At 31.4% G+C, this 19286-nt stretch carries 23 protein-coding genes and 1 other RNA gene; 20 read left to right on the forward strand and 4 right to left on the reverse strand.

What is annotated here, in order from left to right; genetic code table 11:
• Positions 1-55: 55 nt before the first annotated feature.
• From HNQ03_RS09290 to HNQ03_RS09310, 5 genes are all read left to right on the forward strand, one after another.
• A complete protein-coding gene (locus HNQ03_RS09290; RefSeq protein ID WP_173779400.1) occupies positions 56-892 on the forward strand; it encodes a 1,4-dihydroxy-2-naphthoyl-CoA synthase in 837 nt (278 codons plus the stop codon).
• 9 nt (positions 893-901) lie between these two features.
• The gene (locus HNQ03_RS09295; RefSeq protein WP_173779401.1) at positions 902-1513 is read left to right on the forward strand and encodes a PH domain-containing protein; all 612 of its coding nucleotides are present in this window, start codon (positions 902-904) and stop codon (positions 1511-1513) included.
• Positions 1503-2972, forward strand: a complete 1470-nt coding sequence (locus tag HNQ03_RS09300) for a PH domain-containing protein (RefSeq protein WP_173779402.1) — start codon at positions 1503-1505, stop codon at positions 2970-2972. The genes HNQ03_RS09295 and HNQ03_RS09300 overlap by 11 nt, the downstream gene beginning before the upstream one ends.
• A gap of 4 nt (positions 2973-2976) precedes the next feature.
• A complete protein-coding gene (gene menA / locus HNQ03_RS09305) occupies positions 2977-3906 on the forward strand; it encodes a 1,4-dihydroxy-2-naphthoate octaprenyltransferase (protein WP_173779403.1) in 930 nt (309 codons plus the stop codon).
• A gap of 281 nt (positions 3907-4187) precedes the next feature.
• Complete coding sequence (locus tag HNQ03_RS09310; RefSeq protein WP_173779404.1) at positions 4188-4868, forward strand: metal-dependent hydrolase; 681 nt, start codon at positions 4188-4190, stop codon at positions 4866-4868.
• A gap of 41 nt (positions 4869-4909) precedes the next feature.
• Here HNQ03_RS09310 and ffs read toward each other — a convergent pair.
• Positions 4910-5007: signal recognition particle sRNA small type (gene ffs, locus HNQ03_RS09315), an RNA gene on the reverse strand.
• 65 nt (positions 5008-5072) lie between these two features.
• On the opposite strand from ffs, the gene HNQ03_RS09320 reads away from it, so the two are divergent.
• The 13 genes from HNQ03_RS09320 (at position 5073) to HNQ03_RS09380 (ending at position 15116) form a co-directional block, all read left to right on the forward strand.
• Positions 5073-5690: a DUF4199 domain-containing protein gene (locus HNQ03_RS09320; RefSeq protein ID WP_173779405.1), complete on the forward strand. Its 618-nt coding sequence runs from the start codon at positions 5073-5075 to the stop codon at positions 5688-5690.
• A gap of 49 nt (positions 5691-5739) precedes the next feature.
• A complete protein-coding gene (locus HNQ03_RS09325) occupies positions 5740-5988 on the forward strand; it encodes a DUF6364 family protein (protein ID WP_173779406.1) in 249 nt (82 codons plus the stop codon).
• On the forward strand, positions 5985-6416 hold the full coding sequence (locus HNQ03_RS09330) for a type II toxin-antitoxin system VapC family toxin (RefSeq protein WP_173779407.1): 432 nt from the start codon (positions 5985-5987) through the stop codon (positions 6414-6416). The genes HNQ03_RS09325 and HNQ03_RS09330 overlap by 4 nt, the downstream gene beginning before the upstream one ends.
• Positions 6417-7367, forward strand: coding sequence for a glycosyltransferase family 2 protein (locus tag HNQ03_RS09335; RefSeq protein WP_173779408.1), 951 nt, complete (start codon positions 6417-6419; stop codon positions 7365-7367). It abuts the gene before it with no gap.
• Positions 7368-7383: 16 nt separating this feature from the next.
• On the forward strand, positions 7384-8199 hold the full coding sequence (locus tag HNQ03_RS09340; protein ID WP_226927478.1) for a GIN domain-containing protein: 816 nt from the start codon (positions 7384-7386) through the stop codon (positions 8197-8199).
• A gap of 123 nt (positions 8200-8322) precedes the next feature.
• On the forward strand, positions 8323-10041 hold the full coding sequence (locus tag HNQ03_RS09345) for a phospho-sugar mutase (RefSeq protein ID WP_173779409.1): 1719 nt from the start codon (positions 8323-8325) through the stop codon (positions 10039-10041).
• Positions 10042-10069: 28 nt separating this feature from the next.
• The gene (locus HNQ03_RS09350; protein ID WP_173779410.1) at positions 10070-10642 is read left to right on the forward strand and encodes a hypothetical protein; all 573 of its coding nucleotides are present in this window, start codon (positions 10070-10072) and stop codon (positions 10640-10642) included.
• Positions 10643-10714: 72 nt separating this feature from the next.
• Complete coding sequence (locus HNQ03_RS09355; protein ID WP_173779411.1) at positions 10715-11968, forward strand: pyridoxal phosphate-dependent aminotransferase; 1254 nt, start codon at positions 10715-10717, stop codon at positions 11966-11968.
• A gap of 65 nt (positions 11969-12033) precedes the next feature.
• Positions 12034-12501: an antitoxin Xre-like helix-turn-helix domain-containing protein gene (locus HNQ03_RS09360; RefSeq protein WP_173779412.1), complete on the forward strand. Its 468-nt coding sequence runs from the start codon at positions 12034-12036 to the stop codon at positions 12499-12501.
• 9 nt (positions 12502-12510) lie between these two features.
• The gene (locus tag HNQ03_RS09365; protein ID WP_173779413.1) at positions 12511-12978 is read left to right on the forward strand and encodes an RES family NAD+ phosphorylase; all 468 of its coding nucleotides are present in this window, start codon (positions 12511-12513) and stop codon (positions 12976-12978) included.
• Between the two features lie 36 nt (positions 12979-13014).
• Positions 13015-13752, forward strand: coding sequence for a 3-deoxy-manno-octulosonate cytidylyltransferase (gene kdsB, locus HNQ03_RS09370; RefSeq protein WP_173779414.1), 738 nt, complete (start codon positions 13015-13017; stop codon positions 13750-13752).
• A 108-nt stretch (positions 13753-13860) separates the two neighbouring features.
• Positions 13861-14523, forward strand: a complete 663-nt coding sequence (locus tag HNQ03_RS09375; RefSeq protein ID WP_173779427.1) for a histidine kinase — start codon at positions 13861-13863, stop codon at positions 14521-14523.
• Between the two features lie 17 nt (positions 14524-14540).
• Positions 14541-15116 carry a glutathione peroxidase gene (locus HNQ03_RS09380; RefSeq protein WP_173779415.1) on the forward strand — a complete coding sequence of 192 codons (576 nt, stop codon included), beginning with the start codon at positions 14541-14543 and terminating at the stop codon, positions 15114-15116.
• A gap of 260 nt (positions 15117-15376) precedes the next feature.
• Here HNQ03_RS09380 and HNQ03_RS09385 read toward each other — a convergent pair whose 3' ends face one another.
• Positions 15377-16030 (reverse strand): NAD(P)H-binding protein, encoded by a 654-nt coding sequence (locus HNQ03_RS09385; RefSeq protein WP_173779416.1) that lies wholly within the window; start codon positions 16028-16030, stop codon positions 15377-15379.
• A gap of 66 nt (positions 16031-16096) precedes the next feature.
• On the opposite strand from HNQ03_RS09385, the gene HNQ03_RS09390 reads away from it, so the two are divergent.
• Positions 16097-16447, forward strand: coding sequence for an MmcQ/YjbR family DNA-binding protein (locus HNQ03_RS09390; protein ID WP_173779417.1), 351 nt, complete (start codon positions 16097-16099; stop codon positions 16445-16447).
• On the opposite strand, the gene HNQ03_RS09395 is transcribed toward HNQ03_RS09390, so the two are convergent.
• Positions 16439-17119, reverse strand: coding sequence for a VOC family protein (locus tag HNQ03_RS09395; RefSeq protein WP_173779418.1), 681 nt, complete (start codon positions 17117-17119; stop codon positions 16439-16441). The two genes, HNQ03_RS09390 and HNQ03_RS09395, sit on opposite strands and share 9 nt — an antisense overlap.
• A 53-nt stretch (positions 17120-17172) precedes the next feature.
• Entirely contained in the window at positions 17173-18102 is a 930-nt protein-coding gene (locus HNQ03_RS09400; protein WP_173779419.1) for a bifunctional riboflavin kinase/FAD synthetase, read from the reverse strand.
• 313 nt (positions 18103-18415) lie between these two features.
• Here HNQ03_RS09400 and HNQ03_RS09405 point away from each other — a divergent pair, with 313 nt between their 5' ends.
• Positions 18416-19225, forward strand: coding sequence for a hypothetical protein (locus tag HNQ03_RS09405; protein WP_173779420.1), 810 nt, complete (start codon positions 18416-18418; stop codon positions 19223-19225).
• The last annotated feature ends 61 nt before the right edge of the window (positions 19226-19286 follow it).

Here is a 19286-nt window from a genome sequence, read left to right on the forward strand (position 1 = left end):
TTTTTATTTTTAAATTTTACTTTTAAGACCTACCTTTACAGCAAATTATTAAACTATGATCGAGTGGAAAACCGTAAAAGAATACGAAGATATTACTTATAAAAAATGTGGAGGAGTTGCAAGAATTGCTTTTAATAGACCAGAAGTGCGCAATGCATTTCGCCCTAAAACAACATCGGAATTATATGACGCATTTTACCATGTTTCCGAAGATTCTTCTGTTGGTGTAGTTTTATTAACTGGCGAAGGTCCAAGCAAAAAAGATGGTGGACATGCATTTTGCAGTGGTGGAGATCAGAAAGCACGCGGAGAACAAGGTTATGTTGGCGAAGATGGTCGTCATCGTTTAAATATTTTAGAAGTTCAACGTTTGATACGCTTTATGCCAAAAGTTGTGATTGCCGTAGTAAATGGATGGGCAGTTGGTGGTGGACATTCTTTGCACGTAGTTTGCGATCTTACATTAGCAAGCGAGGAGCATGCAATTTTTAAACAAACAGATGCAGATGTTACTAGTTTTGATGGTGGTTATGGTTCTGCATATTTGGCAAAAATGGTAGGGCAAAAAAAAGCCAGAGAAATTTTCTTTCTAGGTAGAAATTATTCTGCAAAAGAAGCCGCAGAAATGGGAATGGTCAACGCCGTAATTCCACATGCAGATTTAGAAGAAAAATCTTACGAATGGGCACAAGAAATACTAGGAAAATCACCAATGTCTATCAGAATGCTAAAATTTGCTATGAATTTAACTGATGATGGAATGGTTGGTCAACAAGTTTTTGCTGGAGAAGCTACACGATTGGCATACATGACGGAAGAAGCAAAAGAAGGTAGAAACGCATTTCTGGAAAAAAGAAAACCAAATTTCGGTGAAGATGGGTGGATTTCTTAAAAATAAAATATGAATTTTGAAAATCTAGAAATTAAAGTTGAAGATTTACCTGATTTTGAAAAAGTAGAATTCAAATCTATTTCTAAAAAATATTTGTACGTTATTTTCTTTAATTGGACTATCATTGCTATTGTAGTTTTCACAGGGTCTTTAATTGTAAATTTTTTCCAGCGGCAATTATTTGGATCATATTTTAAGTATATACTTGGCTTTTTAGTATTTTTTTTAATTCTGAATTTTATATTAAGTTATTTCGGGTTTTTTAAAAAAAAATATGCCATCAGAAATCAAGATGTTATTTTTCAATCTGGTCTTATCAAAACTACAACGATTATAATACCTTTCAACAGAATACAGCACGTTAGTTTAGAAGAAGGTTGGCTATCTCGTGTTTTAGATCTTAAGGCGATTTCAATTTTCACGGCGGGACAAAGTGGTGGTGATATAAAAATTCCTGGATTAGATAATGAAGTTTCTCTGAAAATCAACCAATTAATTTTAAATAAAATTGAAGACGAAGTTTCTGAAGAGAAATCTGAAGAGAAATCCAGTGAAATAGATGGACTAGAGACAGATGAACAATCAGAAATCATCTTTGAAAATAGAAAGGATGAAATCTGATTTTTCTCTTCCACAATTTCAATCCAAAAAAGGAATTATAATTTTTGCCTTGATTTCCTACGGGAAATTACTTAAGAATTTTTGGTTTTTAATTGTACTTTTTTTATTTAAAAAGAAAGAATATACAGTAACAATAATCCTAATTGTTGCATTGGTTGCATTGATTGCTGTAGCCATAGAAGCTTATATTAAATATCAATATTATACTTACAAAATTGATTTTAAGAGCGATGAATTTATTATAGAAAAAGGCGTATTTAATAAAACAACCATACATCTAGAAAGAAATAAAATACAAGAAGCCAACGTAAATCAACCATTTTTGCATCGTTTGCTTGGTATATATCAGCTAGAAATAGATTCTCCCGGCACGGATAAAAAAGAGATCAGCATTGATGCAATATCTAAAAAAGATGCAGATTATTTAAGAAATTATCTTATTTCTAGCAACAATGAAATTTTAATTGATCAAAAAGAAATAACAGGAGAAGCAGAGGAAATAAAAATATCTGTTATTTCATTATTAAAATATGCAGTTACAGCAAACTACGTAAAAAGTTTTTTCGCCTTAATGGGTTTATTGGTTTATCTTTCTCAGCAAATATTTGATGGTTTTAATTTAAAATTGGAAGATATTTTAGAGAAATATTTTGCTATCGAAGATGTTTTTGCAATTCCAATATTTCTTATTATTTCAGCAATTGTAGTTTTTACGTTTGCGGCAATTCTTGTAAATGTTCTGCGCACATTTTTCGTTTATTTTAATTTGAAAATTGTAAAATTTACAGATTACTTCTCTATGGAATTTGGTTTATTTAATACGAAAAATCACATTATTTCTATCAAAAAGGTACAAATAATTACCATTACGCAAAATTATTTTCAAAAAAAATGGAACGTTTTGCATTTAAAATTTAGTCAAATAGGAGAAGAAAATGCGGGTAATGACAACAGCAATATTTTGGGTTGTAGCAAAACGGAAAAGGATAGTTTGGTGAATTTTATTTTTCAAGATTTGCCTGTATTTAATGATCTTATAAAACCGAATTTTAGATATTTGATTCCAAAAATTTTTATGTATATCTTCTTACCGTTACTTGTGTCGTATCAATTTTTATATGAAACAAGTTACTTTTTCTTGGGTTCTATGCTTTATTTTCTAATTTCAAGTATTGTGCTTTATTTCAGTTTTAAAAATTGCAGGTTGTATGCAAATTCAGGATATTTGCAAAAGCAAAGTGGAGCTTGGGACGTTGAAGCAAAAACATTGAAAATTGAGAAAATACAATCTATAAAAATTTCTCAATACTTTTGGCAAAAACAAACTGAAATAGCTACCCTCACAATTTCTACTGCAGGCGGAAGTATTACAATGCCAACTGCTAATGCTACGGAATTAAAAAATTTAGCAAATTATTGTCTTTATAAGGTAGAATCTTCACAAGAAAATTGGATGTAATATTATGATTCATTGGATAAAAGCCGCACGTTTGCGCACATTACCACTTTCTATAAGTGGAATTATCATCGGATCTTTCATCGCGAAATGGAGAATGGAAGAGACCTATCAATTGTGGGATTGGCAAATTTTTGCTCTTGCGCTGCTCGTTACGTTGCTTTATCAAGTATTGAGCAATTTTGCAAACGATTATGGAGATGGAGTAAAAGGTACCGATCAATTCCGAGATCCTTTGGCTGAAAAAAGAGCAGTAGCTTCTGGCAAAATTTCAGAAAAACAAATGAAATCAGCAGTTATTTTATTATCAATTCTATCTTTAGCAGCTACGTTTTTACTTTTGTACAAAGCGTTTTTTCCAGAATTTATGGAGCAGTTTTATATATTCATAGGATTAGGAATTGCAAGTATTCTAGCAGCAATTGGCTATACCATCGGCAAAAAACCTTACGGATATTTAGGTTTGGGAGATATGATGGTATTTATATTTTTTGGCTTGGTTTCGGTTTGTGGAAGTTATTTTCTGTTCACAAAAACCTGGAGTTGGGATATTCTTTTACCAGCTACAGCAGTTGGAATGATGAGTATGGCAGTGCTAAACCTCAACAATATGCGAGATATAGAAAGCGACGCAAAAAGCGGAAAGAAAACTTTGGCTTTAAGATTAGGCTTCAAATATGCAATGATTTACGAAATTGTATTGCTGCAAATTCCTTTATTATTAATTTTAACATTTTTAATGATTAATAATTTTCAAACTCAAGGAAAATATTATGCATTTATCGTGATGATTTTAATTTTCCCCATTATGGCAGTTCGCCGCAAAATAATGGAGGTGAAAGAGCCAAGAAATTTAGATCCTTTTTTAAAACAAGTAGGACTTTTAACTTTGGTAATGGCTATTTTGTTGGCATTTGGGTTGAATTATTTTAAATAATGACCATTGCATTTGCGAATAGAATTTTTGCTATTTTCAATATGATATTATTAAGTTATTTTTTAAAAATAACATTTTCTATAATAATTAACGAAGGTGGTGCAATGGGAATCGGATATTTGTTGCTGCCATATTTAATTCTTGCAGACCTATTTTTTATACCTTCAACCTTAGATTTATTTACTAAATTTAAAAATAATAAATCACTTTTATATTTAAATATTATTGTAGCAAGTCTCATATTTCTGTATATTTTTGCAATCTTATTAAATTAATAAAAAATGAAAACAACCTACCTCGGACAAAATTGCTTTTTGTTCACATACAAAGAAAAAAACATTCTTACAGATCCTTTCTACAATTTTGGAAAGGAGAAATCTAAATTTGATATTTCTGCCCAGAAAATTGATTATATTTTAATCACTCATGCTCATGGAGATCATATTGCAGACGTAAAAGAAGTTCTAGATTTGCATCCAGAAGCTATTATCATCGGTCAGCCAGAAATTTGTGGCTATTTCAATCATCCAAATTCTATCGATATTAATTTTGGAGGCTCTGCAAAAATTGATGATTTAAAAATATCTATGGTATCCGCAAGTCATACCAGTTCTTTTCCGGATGGAAGTTATGGTGGCGAACCTGCAGGATATATTTTCAGATTTCCAGGAAAAAACATCTATTTTGCAGGAGATACGAGTGTGATGTCAGATATGGAATTGTTCCCAAAATTATTTGGAAATATAGATTTAGCGATATTGCCGGTTGGTTCTCATTACACAATGTGCGCAAGAAAAGCGAGTTTTGCCGCAGCAGAATTATTAAAAACTAAAAAGGTAATTGGCTGTCATTTCGATACTTTTCCGCCGATTGAAATAGACCACAAAGAAGCACATCAACACTTTGCAGTTAGAAATATTGATTTTACTTTACCTAAGTTAGGCGAAGTTTTCGAATTGTAATTGATTGAAGTAAAAAAGAAAAGGAAAATTTAAAAGAAAAAAAATGGCAAGCTACCTAAATCACACCGCTACAACCGTTTACCTTTGCTGCGTTCCCACTCTGGAGGATTCACAGGAGCTGGTTGTTTAGGACTTGCCGTTGCAAATATACAGCAAAAATTCAAAATTCAAAATTCAAAATTCAAAAAATAATTTTAATTCGAAATGAAGACATTTACAAAAAGCGTTTATACTATTGGTTTTGTGATATTTATAGCAATAATGATTGCCTTTTTTACCACAAATATTTTTTTTAGAAATGTAGATTACTACAAAAATTCTATCATGTTGAGCGCATTTCTCTTGCCAATACTATTTGCAGCGGGTGCTTTTATTTCTGTTACTACTTACAGCAGGTATAAGAAAGTTTTAAGTTTTAAAGAAGCGTATGGAAGAGCATTCATGCCAATGTTTGTCGGCGGTTTTTTAAGTGTGATTTCTATGTTTTTGTATATCAATTATATAGATACTTCTACCAAAGATTTGCTCAACTATCAGTATATAGAAAGTTATAAAAACTCTTTGGAAGAAGAATATCAAGAAGCAAAGCAGGTTTTGCGCCCAGATTCTGCAGAAATGCCAGAATTAGAAAAAAAATATCAAGAAGGAAAAATGAGAATTGCGCACAAGGTTTCTTTAAATGAAGACATGTTTACCATCCGATATTTTGCGTATGTATTCGCGGGTTTTTGTATATTTTTCTTGTTTTTGGCCTTATTCTTTGGAAGTTTTTTCCGTACTAGAATTTCAGAATTGGAAAATTTGGAACCAAAAGATTCTTAAATTTGAATAAAATTAAATTTAATACGTATCTTTACTAAAATTACACGTAATGACTACTAAATTAACTTTAACTATCGAGAAAGATGTGATAGAAAAGGCCAAAGTGTACGCAAAAGGTACACAAAGAAGTCTTTCTGAAATGGTTCAAAAATATTTAGAAAATCTTGTTAATTCAAAAGTTTCTAATGAAATTTCAACACCAATAGTTGATAGAATTGCCGGTAGTTTACCTTTACCAGATAATTTTGATGAAGACAAAGCATTGGATGAATATTATTCCAAAAAATACAGTCTTTGAAATCCTTTTACATTGATACCAATATTGTAATAGACTTTATTTCGTTAAGAGTTCCATTTGGAATTGCGGCAAAGTCTATATTTGAATTGGCTGAAACGAAAAATATTAAATTGTATGTCTCTACACTATCAATAGCCACATCGCATTATGTTTTAAAAAAGATTTACAGCGAGGAAGAAGTGCGCACTGCTATTTCTAGTATTTTAGATTTGGTGGAAGTCATACCATTAACAGAAGATGTGCTGCGAAAATCTCTAAATTCAAGTCACAAAGACTTTGAGGACGCACTTCAAATTTTTTGTGCTCACAAGATTGAAAATTTATCTGCAATTATTACGAGAGACTTAAAAGATTTCTCTACCGCAGAAGTTCAAGTATTAGCACCAGATGAAGCATTATATTATATCCAAAACAAGTTAGAAAATTAAATGAATTTATCCATAGTAATCCCACTTCTAAACGAAGAAGCCAGTCTAGAAGAATTATTTTCCCGCATAAAAACTGTTTGCGATTCCCACAATCTTAGCTACGAAGTTTGGTTTATAGATGATGGTAGCACAGATCTTTCTTGGGCAATTATAGAAAATCTTGCCACGCAAAATACAGAAATACATGGAATTAAATTTTCCAAAAATTATGGCAAATCTCAAGCACTTCACGCCGCTTTCGAGAAGGTGAAAGGAGACATCATCATCACGATGGATGCAGATTTACAAGATTTCCCCGAAGAAATTCCTGGTTTGTACCAAAAAATTACCGAAGAAAACTACGACATAGTTTCCGGTTGGAAAAAGAAACGTTTTGATAATGTGATGACCAAAAATATTCCCTCAAAACTTTTCAATGCAGCTGCTAGAAAAGTGTCCGGAGTTACTCTAAATGATTTCAACTGCGGACTAAAAGCCTACAAAAAGCAAGTCGTAAAATCCATAGACGTTTATGGCGATATGCACAGATATATCCCAGTTTTGGCCGCAAATGCAGGCTTTCGCAGAATTACAGAAAAGGAAGTAAAACACCAAGCCAGACCTTACGGAACTTCAAAATTTGGCACAGAAAGATTCGTTCGTGGCTTTTTAGATTTAATAACACTTTGGTTTGTAAGCCGTTTTGGTGGCAGACCGATGCATTTTTTTGGCGCAGTAGGAACACTCATGTTTATTTTCGGCTTCATGTCTGCGCTTTGGCTCGGAATTTCAAAGTTAATAGACGTTTCTCGCGGAATCTACGGGCATTTATTGGCAAACAATCCCTGGTTTTTCATCGCATTAACGATGATGGTTTTAGGAACTCTGCTTTTCATCGCAGGATTTTTGGGCGAAATGATGATCAGAAGCAACAGAGATCACAAAAATTATTTTGTAGAAGAAACGATTTAAAAAAAATATAATAATTATGGCAGCTATTTCCGCCTTCCGTTCCCAATCTTTTTCATTTTTATTCAAAAATAAAAAAGGATTTCCACTCAAGTCGGGCTGCAAAACATCTCCGAAACAAGATTTTAGATTAATGAAAAATTTACTATTAATTGGTATCATATTTTCTATCATTTCCTGCGGAAAAATTTCCCCAGAAGGAAATATCACAACCAAACAATTAGATTTACAACAATTCTCAAAATTAAATTTAGATGGTAACTTTAGAGTTTTTTATATAAAAAGTTCCAAAAATTTTGTGGTTGTGGAGACCTACGATAATATAAATTCAAATTTAGATATAGAAGTTGAAGATAAAACTTTAACCATCAAAGAAAAAAGACCTACCGAAGCTGTTGATTTCTACAATATTACCATCTATTCTAAATATGATATCAACGATATTCAGATTTCTAAATTGGCAGAGATGAATCTTTCTAGCGAAATAAAAACCGATCATTTTAAACTTTTCTTAAAAAATAATGCTAAATTTATTGGGTCAATACAAAGCAGAAGAACAGATTTGGAAATGGAGCAATTGAGTAGAGCAAATTTTACAGGAGCTTCTACAAATGTTTTTTTAAAAATGAAAGACACAACGAATTTAATTTCACCATATTGGCACATAAAAAATTTAAAGATAGAAACTAAAAATCAACCTTACGCAGAAGTTACCGTTCAAGATTCCATCACAGGAAGTTTGGAGGATACCAGCAAATTATTGTACTATAATGATCCAATTCAAGCATTCAAAATAGGCAAAAATACAAAGGTTAATAACCAGAAGTTGGAATAGTTTGACATCGTTTGAGGTAGTTTTAAATTGTTTAATTTAGTTTAAACAATAGTAAACCATTAACCAACTAAAACGATTTAAAACGTATTGAAACAATTAAAAACCATATCAAACACAAAAAATATGACCACACTCGAAAAAGCAAATCTTTGGTTAAGCGATCATTTTGATTCAGAAACTAAAACAGCAGTTCAAAATTTAATAGAGAGCAATTCTCCAGATTTAGAAGATTCTTTTTACAAAGAATTAGAATTTGGAACTGGTGGAATGCGTGGAATAATGGGAGTTGGTACCAATAGATTGAACAAATATACCCTCGGACAAGCCACTCAAGGTTTAGCAAATTACCTTTTGCAGCAATTTCCAAATCAAGATATTAAAGTTGCCATTGCTTACGATGTTCGCCACAATTCCAAAGAATTTGGGAAATTGTGTGCAGATGTGCTCACAGCCAATGGAATTCATGTTTTATTATTTAAAAATCATCGTCCTACACCAGAATTATCTTTCACCGTTCGAGATAAAAAATGCCAAGCAGGAATTGTTTTAACTGCCTCTCACAATCCTCCAGAATACAATGGTTACAAGGTTTATTGGGATGATGGTGCGCAAATAGTTCCACCAAATGATGACGCCATCATTAAAGAAGTGTACGCTACTAAATTTGAAAATATAAAATTTGAAGGCAATGACGATCTTATTTCCTGGATTGGCGAAGAGCAAGATGAAGTGTATATTGACGCTTGTATAGAGAATTCTTTGTATCAAAAAGATAAAAAAGGCTATGATAATTTAAACATTGTTTTTACTTCTATTCACGGAACTACTTATGCTACAGTTCCACAAGCTTTAGAAAAAGCAGGTTTCAAAAAAATAGATTTGGTGACGGAGCAAATGATCCCAAGTGGAAATTTTCCAACCGTAGATTCTCCAAATCCAGAAGAACCAGCTGCACTAGAAATGGCGATGGATTTAGCAAGAATTACCAATGGTGATATTGTGATTGGTACAGATCCAGACGGAGATCGTTTGGGAATTGCTGTTAGAAATTTAGAAGGCGAAATGCAACTTTTAAATGGAAACCAATGCAATACAATTCTCACGTATTATATTTTGGACCAATGGAAAAAAGCCGGGAAAATTACTGGGAAAGAATTTATTGGTTCTACCATCGTAACTTCGGATATTTTCTTTGATGTTGCAGAAAAATTTGGTGTAGATTGCAAAGTTGGTTTAACGGGTTTTAAATGGATTGGCAAAATGATCCGCGATTTTGAAGGCAAAGAAATATTTGTTTGCGGCGGCGAAGAAAGTTTTGGTTTTATGACCGGAGATTTCGTGAGAGACAAAGATTCTTGCGGTTCTATATTGGTAGCTTGCGAAATAGCAGCACTTTGCAAAGCCAACGGCAGCACGATGTACGAATATATGATCGATATTTATAAAGAACTTGGTCTGTATTATGAAGGATTAATCAACGTGGTGAAAAAAGGCAGAACTGGAGCAGAAGAAATACAGCAAATGATGAAAGATTTCCGAGAAAATCCGCCGAAAAGTATCGCAGGTTCTTTGGTAGAAGACATCAAGGATTTTAAAGAGCAAACTTGCTATGTAGTTTCAAAAGATAAAAAAACAGTGATGGATGATATCCCAAAATCCAATGTTTTAATTTATTATACTCAAGACGGTACAAAAATCTGCGTAAGACCTTCTGGAACTGAACCTAAAATAAAATTTTACGTCTCTGTGAAGGGAGAAGTGAACAATAAAGAGGAATATGAGGCAAAAATTTCTAATTTGCAGTCTAAAATAGAACAAGTGAAACAAGATTTAAATCTGTAATTTTCTTTAAATTTTTAAAATTTCTATTATGAAAAAGTCGTTATTTCTATCATTAATTTTATGTACTTTTCTTAGTGTCAATGCACAAGTAAGTATTGTTACATCAGGGTTTTCTCAAAATCTTACAAAAGCAGAGTTAAATTTTTCTGGTGATAGAAAATTGTTTGCGACTGGTATTAATGATAAAACTACGGAGAACTATTTTGTGGTTTCAAAAAATAAATCTGGTGCAGAAACAGATGAATTATATTTAGAAAAATTCACTAAAAAAGGTAGAAATTTCACAAAATCATTTAGTTATAAATTAGAACATCCTGTTAATAAATCTTTAGCGTTTATAGATAATCGTGCAAGCTATAGTGATGTAGACAAAGATGGAAACTATGAAAGTATCTCCATTGTAGATGCTTACGAAAACGGACCAGATAGTAAATTACAAACTGTATATGGTATTATTCAATATAATAATGAAGCTTACATCGTTTCTTTATCTGGTGAAGATGGATTTATTAAAAATACATTTAGCGAAAATTTTAGTAAATTACCAAAACAAATTTCTGATTTTTTCCTGAATTTTTGGGATGGTCTAAAAAAAGAATAGCCGTTTTCAATTTATCTTAAAATTAATCAATCAAAAACTTTTTACTAAAAATTTTTTATCAATCAAATAATTATGAAAGTATCGAAACTCGCCGCAAATTTAGTAGGTTCAGAAATCGTAAAAATAGGAAACGAGGTAAATGATATGAAGGCAAATGGTGCAGAAATTGCAAATTTGACCATCGGAGATTTAGATTCTAATTTGTATCCAATTCCACAGCTTTTAAAAGATGAAATTGCAAAAGCTTATGAAGAAAATCAAACCAATTATCCACCAGCAAACGGTCTTTTGAGTTTGAGAAAATCGGTTTCTAACTATCTGCAAAATGATTGGAATTTAAATTATTCTACAGATGAAATTCTTATTACTGCGGGAGCAAGACCAATTATTTACGCTATTTATAAATCTATTGTAGATCCTGGAGATAAAGTTATTTATCCAATTCCATCTTGGAATAACAATCATTACTGTTACTTAACTTCTGCTACAGAAATTGCTGTAAAAACAACAGCGGAAAATAATTTTCTACCGACTGCAGAAGATTTGAAACCACATGTAAAAGGTGCTGTTTTACTTTCGCTCTGTTCACCTTTGAATCCTACGGGAACCATGTTTACAAAAAATCAGTTGACAGAAATTTGTGATTTAATAATTGCAGAAAATGAAAGCCGAACTGAGGACGAAAAGCCACTTTATCTTATTTATGATCAAATTTATTGCAATTTAACTTTTGATAATGAACATGTAGATCCTGTGAACATCAATCCGAAAATGAAGGAGTTTACCATATATGTAGATGGAATTTCTAAATGTTTGGCTGCAACTGGAGTGCGCGTTGGTTGGGGATTTGGGCCACAAATTATAGTAGATAAAATGAAAGCTTTGCTTACTCATGTAGGAGCTTGGGCGCCAAAACCAGAACAAGTTGCGACCGCAAAATTTTATGAAAATTCTAGCAATATTTCAGATTTTGTAGAAATTTTTAAAGATAATTTACAAACTAGTTTAGAGGTTTTGCACAATGGTATTCAGCAAATGAAAAACGATGGATTGCCAGTAGAAAGCATAAAAGCGATGGGCGCAATGTATCTTACAATTGAATTAAATTATCTTGGCAAAAAAACCAGTGACGGACAGATGATACAAAATTCTACAGATTTAGTTTTTTATTTAATTAAAGAAGGTGGAGTAGCATTGGTTCCTTTTTCTGCTTTTGGTGCAGAAAAATCTGAGATGTGGTTTCGCGCGTCTGTAGGTGGAGTTTCTAAAGAAGAAATTGTAAATATGCTGCCGAAACTACAGAACGCATTAGAAAAATTAACCTAAAAAAAAGCGGAAAAAATTCGTTTATAATGTGGAATAATTACTACCTTTGAGTAAAATAGAAGAGGATGAAAAATTATAATATAAAAAACGAAGAAAAAACTCTGATAGTTGAAGAATCTTCAGTTGCTTATGAAAATAATTCTTACAGTAATTTTGTGATTCAGAATAATTATTCTCTCGTGAAAAAAGCAAAATCTGGTATCGCTACAAAAGTGTTTTATACTTTTGCAGATTCTATTAATTTACCAGAGAAAGTTGTGGCTTCTCTCCTTAATTTGTCTCCAAGAACGATAAGTAATTACAGAGATGCTGGCAAAAATTTGGAAGCACACCACAGTGAACATCTTTTAAAATTAATTGCATTATTTGAGAAAGGCAAAGAATATTTGGGCAATATTGATGAGTTCAACCGTTGGTTGAAGGTACCATTTTGGAATACTGAAGAAATTCCTTTTGATTTTTTAAATACTTCTGGCGGTGTAGATTTGCTTTCTGCGTGTTTAGAAAGAATGGCGCAAGGATATCCAGCATAATTTTTTAGAATGCTGTTATACAGAATTGCTCATAAAAAGTATGCTCAAAATCTTTCTGTTAGTGGTCTTTCTGGCAGGTGGAATAGTGATGGAAAAATGGTTTTGTATACTTCAGAAAACATTTCTCTTGCACTTTTAGAAAATATGATATATCGTGCTGGAACTGGTTTTAATGATGATTATAAGATCATGATTATTGAAGTTTTAAGTAAAAAATTAGAGCAGATTACCGTTGAAAATTTAGTAAAAAATTGGAGAGAACAAGATGCTTATCCAGAACTTCAAAAAATAGGAGATGATTGGTATGAGGCACAGAAAAATTTGATGTTGAAAGTTCCGTCTTCTATTTTACCAGAAAATTTCAATGTTATTCTTAATTCTATTCATCCAGATTTTAAAAAAGTAAAATTAATTGATGTTTTGGATTATGAACCAGATGAACGATTAGAAAAGATTTTAAAAAAATACAGTAAATAATGAAACCGAAAGGTTTACAAATTAAATAAATAGAGCATGAACAAAATCATTGCCGTAATTCCTGCAAGGTTTGAAGCTTCTAGATTTCCTGGTAAAATGATGGAAATTTTGGGAGATAAAACTGTAATTAGAACAACGTATGATAATGTAGTTGAAACCAATTTATTTGATGAAGTAATTGTAGCTACAGATTCCAAAATAATTTTTGATGAAATTATAAATAATGGTGGCAATGCAAAAATGACAGGATCCCACGAAACTGGTAGCGATAGAATTGCCGAATGTGTACAAAATTTAGCATTTGATATCGTTATCAACGTGCAAGGAGATGAACCATTTTTGAAAAAAGAACCTTTGCAACAGTTGATTTCTGTGTTTAAAAATGATACCGAACAAGAAATTTCTCTGGCTTCACTCAAAATAAAATTACACGATTTAGAAGAAATTTCAAATCCCAATAATGTAAAAGTGATCACAGATTTACAAGATTGTGCCCTTTATTTCAGCCGTTCTGTGATTCCATATCCTCGCGAAATATCGCAGGAAACTATCTACTACAAGCATATTGGCGTTTATGCTTTCCGGAAAGAAGCTTTGCTTAAATTTTCTAAATTGCCAATGTCGCCTTTAGAAATTTCTGAAAAAATAGAATGCATTCGATATTTAGAAAATGGAATGAAAATTAAAATGGTAGAAACAGATTTTGTAGGAGTTGGTATAGATGTACCAGAAGATTTAGAAAAAGCGAGAGAGATTTTAAAGAATCAAAAATAGTTTTTAACCCAATTTTAACAACTAATATTTTAACAAAATTCTGCAATACGTATCAATTGTTATATCTTTGAATTTCGAAAATTTAATTATATGCAGATTGCAAAACACATGAAGAGTTTTTTATTATTAATAACGTTTGTATTATCTACAAGTTTATTCGCACAAACGGGAAAAGAAATTATCGATAGAAGTATAGAACTTTCTGGTGGTATTACAAATTGGAAATTGTTGAATACCGTTGCTATTTCTGGAAAAGTTACTTTAGGCGTCAATGATGAATATCCTATCAAAATTTTTCAGGCGCGCCCAAATCTTACCAAAACATCTATTACAATTGCAAGTAAGGAAAATATTGTAGAAGGTTATGATGGCGAAAATGGCTACGCTATGAATTATGCAACCAATAAATTAGAAAGATATCCAAACTATAATGCGGAAAGTTTTGATACAGATTTTATAGATTTTGAAAGCAAAGGTTTCTCTGCACAACTTTTGGGCAAAGAAAAAGTGGGCACAAAAGATTGCTACAAAGTAGAATTGACCAAAAATGTGAACAAAACAATTTATTTCTTTGATGTAAAAAACTATCAACTTTTAAAAGAAATTCAAAAAGATGAAACCCTTATTTACGGCGATTATAAAAAAGTTGGGAACTTATTATTTCCTTACAGAATTGAAAGTAGCAGTTCTAAGAAAGATAGCGATTACGTAATTCTTGTTCAAAAAATTGAAACCAATAAAGTCTTTCCAAAAAATACATTTAAATTCTAAATAAATTGATCAACAACATGAAAAAAATATTCATTTTAGCTTTAACGGCAGTTGCTTTTTTACAAAATTGTAAAGGACAAAAATCAGAAAAATCTATAGCACAAACAAAAGAAATGAAAGGACAAACAATCTACGATTTTTCCGTAGAAAGCCTAGATGGCGGCAAAATCAACTTCGCAGATTTCAAAGGCAAGAAGATTCTTATTGTAAATACAGCTTCAGAATGTGGTTTTACACCGCAATACGAAGGTTTGGAAAAATTATCAAAAGATTATAAAGAGAATCTTGTGGTGATAGGATTTCCCGCAAATAATTTTGGTGGACAAGAACCTGGAAGCAACACAGAAATAGCTACTTTCTGTCAGAAAAATTTTGGTGTTACCTTTCCAATGGCAGCAAAAGTTTCTGTGAAAGGAGAAGATATAGCACCAATTTTTAAATTCTTAACAGAAAAAGAATTAAACGGTGTAAAAAATTCTAGCGTAATGTGGAATTTCACTAAATTCCTTATCGATGAAAATGGAACCTTGATAGACAGTTTTGCAAGCACTACAACACCAGAAAGCGAAAGTATTACTAAATATTTGAAGTAATGAATCATCGTTGTTAGAGCTTTAAGCTCTAAAAACGCTTTGACGTAAAATAAAAAGTTTCCAAATTTCGGAAACTTTTTTTGTAGAAAACCAACAACTTAGAACTACGAAGAAAGCGAAAGTATTACCAAATATTTGAAGTAATGGTTCAGCGTTGTTAGAGCTTAAAGCGCTAACAACGCTTTGGCGTAAAATTAAAAGTTTCCAAATTCTGGAAACTCTTTCTTGTTAGAAAACCAACAACCAGCAACAAAAAACCATCAAGCATTCTTCTCTGCAAAACTAAATATTGCGCCCAACTTTATTTTAGAATAGCCACTGGATTTTATTTTAGAAGAATTGATCATCGCTTTTGCAAGAATATCTGTCGGCAATGGTTTTTGACTTTCCAGAACGCCTAATTTGTTAGCGAATTTGATAATTTTTCCGCCCAAAACTTCCCCAAATCGTTTAGAATCTTTCCGATCCAATAAGCTTGGCTGAAATATCGTAATTTTTGGAAAATGCAAAGCTTTCACAGAATTTTCTAGCTCGCCTTTCATTTTGCTGTAGAATATTTTAGAATCTGCATTGGCGCCGTAAGATGAAACCAAAACGTAATCTTCTACTTCGTTTTTTTTCGCTGCTTTCGCAAAATCGTATTGATACGTGAAATCCACTTTTTTCTGCGCTTCTTTGCTTCCCGCATTTTTAAGTGTCGTTCCCATGCAAGAAAAAGCAACATCACCATTTACGAGGTTTTGCCACTCTTCTGGTTTATCAAAATCTACAATATGTGTTTTCAGCTTTTCATTTTTTATATCTGATGCAGACCTCACAAAAATGCTTACTTCATCATATTGTGGATCTTCCAATAGTTGGCTCACCAATTCCTTTCCCGTTGCGCCAGTCGCGCCTAAAACCAATGCTTTCATTTTTTTTAATTCTTAAAGATTAAAGTTAGCGAAAATTTCGTAATTTTTCCCTTTAAAATTTTAAAGATGACTGCAGAAGATATTAGAACTTATTGTTTAGAAAAAAATGGAGTAGAAGAAAGTTTCCCTTTTGATCATGAAACTTTGGTATTTAAAGTGGGAAACAAAATGTTTCTATTAATTTCTTTAGAAAAGCAACCTGTAACTATTGCCGTAAAAACTAATCCGGAATGGAGCGAAACGTTGCGAGAGCAATTTTATCAAATACAAGGAGCCTTTCACATGAACAAAACACATTGGAACTCTGTAGAATTAGAAGGTTTGCAAAGGGAGTTAATTTTTGAATTGATAGATCATTCTTATGATTTGATTTTTAAAAGTTTGACGAAGAAGTTGCAGCAAGAAATTTTACAATAATTCGGAAATTTTTAGAATCTCATCTTTAAATGAAAGTCTATATTTTTTGTTTAAATTTTCTACAATCGCATCAAAATTATTTGGTCTAATTTTTAATTCAGTAGGAAACCACGTTTTCTTTACAGTGTAGTTCGGCAAAAGAAACAATCCTTCTTGTGTTCCATTGGTGCCAAATCTTTCTTTATCGCCTTTCCAAAATTTTGTTTTCAAAGACTTTTGAAGAATGCCATTTGTTTGTTCAATATTTCTTGTCGGTATTCCAATTTCGTTGATTCCCAAAATATTTGAAATACTAAAATCATTTTTAGACTCATTATTCAAATCAAATCTCACGATAAATTCTGCCAGATTTCCACTAGCATCAAAAAAATAAAAAGAATTTGCGTTCCAACTTTCAAATCTTTGGATTTTGTTGTCTCCATCAATCCTTAATACTTCAATCCTTTTCTCTATAAAATCCAATGCTTGCTTCAAATGATTGGAATGAATTAAAAAACAATAATGATATTGAAAATTACATTCAGATTTTTCAAAGCAAAATTCACTAAACCCAACTTTTGCCGTGAAAGAATTAACAGTTTTTTCTATTATTTCAAAACCTAAAACTTTTGAATAGAAATTGAATTCACTTTCCAATTTGTTTGTGTAAAGTTTTAATTTTTTAATTTTCATTAATTAAATGTCAAATAATAGATGTACTTTTTTCTATGATTGTTCCAGCGATATTAATTTAGTTTTTCAAAAAATTTCCTCGTCAAAACTTCATCCTCTTTCAATTTTACAATTAAATTTTCCAGTGTAGAAAATTTGATTTCTTCATGCAAAAAGTCTCGAAAATGAAGCGTGATATTTTTATCATAAATATCTTCATTAAAATCTAAAATGTACGCTTCCAAGGTAATTACCGTTCCATTTACTGTGGGATTGGTGCCAATACTTGCCATTCCGTGATGGTGTTTTTCATCAATAATAACATCAACAATATAAGCGCCTTTTTTTGGCAAAAGTTTATGCGGATTTATTTCTACATTCGCCGTCGGAAAGCCAATAGTTCTGCCAATTTTTTTACCATGAACAACTTTTCCAGAAATAGGATAGTAGTAGCCGAGCATTTCATTGGCTTTCAAAATATCGCCATCAAGCAAAGAGTTTCTAATTTTTGTAGAGCTGATGTTGGTATGTTCTAATTGTATGGCTTCCAATTGCTGAACTTCGAAACCGTACTCTAAGCTCATTTTTTGTAATAAAGAAAAATCGCCACTTTTATCTTTTCCAAAAGTATGATCGTGCCCAATGATTAAATGCTTTACGTTTAGTTTTTCAATTAATATTTGTTTCACAAATTCTTCACCTGTCAAGTTTCTAAAATCTTCATCAAAATTTTGAAGAAATAAATTTTGAATCTTGTTGTTTTCTAATTGTTGAATTTTCTCATTATAATTATTTAATAATTTTAAATCAAATTCTGGATTAAATATCAACCGTGGATGTGGCCAAAAAGTGAGAATACCACTTTCTAAACCTTTGGAATGGGCAATTTTATTTAATTTTGTTAAAATAGATTGATGCCCCAAATGTACCCCATCAAACATGCCCAAAGAAAGTGCAAGTGGTTTTTTAGACGAATAATTTTTTAAATCTTGATAAATTTGCAAACCGATATATTAGAATGCAAATATGATAAAAATCTTTTTTTAATCCAATTGCAGAATTGGGATGTTTGAATTGATAATAATACTTAAATTATCTATGAGAAAAATTTAAAATGATTTAATAAAATTTCGCTGATTAAATTTATAAAATTTGTTTATGTTTGCAAAAATAAAAATAACAATAACAATTAATATAAAAAAATTTAAACTTAACTTCTCAATTATTGGATTGATGGTAATTACAACATTCTGCTCTTGTAACACGGATTTACGAGAAGAATTATCAACTGGCTAATTAAATATCGAAAACCAAATAATGGCAAAAGGTTCTTCAGATGATCCATGTAGAAGTTTTTCTGAATTCACGCACAGTACAATTTTACCTGGTGTGCAAGCTGTTAATTTAGATAATGGCATTTCAACTGATTGTCAAAATAATATTCTAATTTTTCCAACTTTGCAATCATATTCAGAAGCTATATCTAAATTAGATGATATGATAGATGATCATAATGACAATTTTGATCAACTTACAGCAAATATGACAAATGAAGAGGCAGATGATTATGCAGATGAAATACGATTTGATGAAGATGAACCTTTAACGAAATTTGAAGATGAACTCGGCTTTTGTTCTTTGAGAAAATACTTGTTAGTATCAGAAGAAAATTGGCTTTCAGAACAAGGAGATGGATCATGGAATTTAAATTCAAATCCAAATAACTATTTTATTGATGATATAACGGAAAGATCCTTGTTAAGTTATCGTTCAGAAGTAATTATTGGTGATTGTGAAATTGGTTTTACTTTATATAAAATTTTTGATTGGGGATATGTTAGTTTTCCAATCACTAATATTTCTGAAACTACAATAATATTAACGAATTTAAATAATATTTCAAACATAACTATGAGTCCTTTTAATATTGATGGTGCTCCAATTGTACCTGTGCAAGAAGTTATATCAAATAGTTCTATGGCTGATTTAGTAACGACAGGAGGAATTGGAATATCTGGATCAGGAGGTGGACCATCAAGTCCAGGAGGACCGTCATTTAGTTATGATTGTAATAGATTTGGCAAAGAAAAAGGTATAATACCCTTGAAAAACTGGACCACTATTTAAGTTGAAATTATTAACTTTAAATAGTCGGAAAAAACATGAGAAAAACGAGAAGAAAATTTGA

The sequence above is a fragment of the Frigoriflavimonas asaccharolytica genome, from assembly GCF_013294015.1.
GTDB classification, from domain to species: Bacteria; Bacteroidota; Bacteroidia; order Flavobacteriales; family Weeksellaceae; genus Frigoriflavimonas; species Frigoriflavimonas asaccharolytica.

Excerpts from the sequence above, each read along its gene's own strand:
- menA (WP_173779403.1), top strand. The coding sequence starts at position 2,977 with ATGATTCATTGGATAAAAGCCGCACGTTTGCGCACATTACCACTTTCT.
- HNQ03_RS09290 (WP_173779400.1), top strand. The coding sequence starts at position 56 with ATGATCGAGTGGAAAACCGTAAAAGAATACGAAGATATTACTTATAAA.
- HNQ03_RS09295 (WP_173779401.1), top strand. The coding sequence starts at position 902 with ATGAATTTTGAAAATCTAGAAATTAAAGTTGAAGATTTACCTGATTTT.
- kdsB (WP_173779414.1), top strand. The coding sequence starts at position 13,015 with ATGAACAAAATCATTGCCGTAATTCCTGCAAGGTTTGAAGCTTCTAGA.
- HNQ03_RS09390 (WP_173779417.1), top strand. The coding sequence starts at position 16,097 with ATGACTGCAGAAGATATTAGAACTTATTGTTTAGAAAAAAATGGAGTA.
- HNQ03_RS09320 (WP_173779405.1), top strand. The coding sequence starts at position 5,073 with ATGAAGACATTTACAAAAAGCGTTTATACTATTGGTTTTGTGATATTT.
- HNQ03_RS09350 (WP_173779410.1), top strand. The coding sequence starts at position 10,070 with ATGAAAAAGTCGTTATTTCTATCATTAATTTTATGTACTTTTCTTAGT.
- HNQ03_RS09380 (WP_173779415.1), top strand. The coding sequence starts at position 14,541 with ATGAAAAAAATATTCATTTTAGCTTTAACGGCAGTTGCTTTTTTACAA.
- HNQ03_RS09375 (WP_173779427.1), top strand. The coding sequence starts at position 13,861 with ATGAAGAGTTTTTTATTATTAATAACGTTTGTATTATCTACAAGTTTA.
- HNQ03_RS09335 (WP_173779408.1), top strand. The coding sequence starts at position 6,417 with ATGAATTTATCCATAGTAATCCCACTTCTAAACGAAGAAGCCAGTCTA.
- HNQ03_RS09360 (WP_173779412.1), top strand. The coding sequence starts at position 12,034 with ATGAAAAATTATAATATAAAAAACGAAGAAAAAACTCTGATAGTTGAA.
- HNQ03_RS09345 (WP_173779409.1), top strand. The coding sequence starts at position 8,323 with ATGACCACACTCGAAAAAGCAAATCTTTGGTTAAGCGATCATTTTGAT.
- HNQ03_RS09405 (WP_173779420.1), top strand. The coding sequence starts at position 18,416 with ATGGCAAAAGGTTCTTCAGATGATCCATGTAGAAGTTTTTCTGAATTC.
- HNQ03_RS09355 (WP_173779411.1), top strand. The coding sequence starts at position 10,715 with ATGAAAGTATCGAAACTCGCCGCAAATTTAGTAGGTTCAGAAATCGTA.
- HNQ03_RS09310 (WP_173779404.1), top strand. The coding sequence starts at position 4,188 with ATGAAAACAACCTACCTCGGACAAAATTGCTTTTTGTTCACATACAAA.
- HNQ03_RS09300 (WP_173779402.1), top strand. The coding sequence starts at position 1,503 with ATGAAATCTGATTTTTCTCTTCCACAATTTCAATCCAAAAAAGGAATT.
- HNQ03_RS09385 (WP_173779416.1), bottom strand. The coding sequence starts at position 16,030 with ATGAAAGCATTGGTTTTAGGCGCGACTGGCGCAACGGGAAAGGAATTG.
- HNQ03_RS09365 (WP_173779413.1), top strand. The coding sequence starts at position 12,511 with ATGCTGTTATACAGAATTGCTCATAAAAAGTATGCTCAAAATCTTTCT.
- HNQ03_RS09340 (WP_226927478.1), top strand. The coding sequence starts at position 7,384 with ATGGCAGCTATTTCCGCCTTCCGTTCCCAATCTTTTTCATTTTTATTC.
- HNQ03_RS09395 (WP_173779418.1), bottom strand. The coding sequence starts at position 17,119 with ATGAAAATTAAAAAATTAAAACTTTACACAAACAAATTGGAAAGTGAA.
- HNQ03_RS09325 (WP_173779406.1), top strand. The coding sequence starts at position 5,740 with ATGACTACTAAATTAACTTTAACTATCGAGAAAGATGTGATAGAAAAG.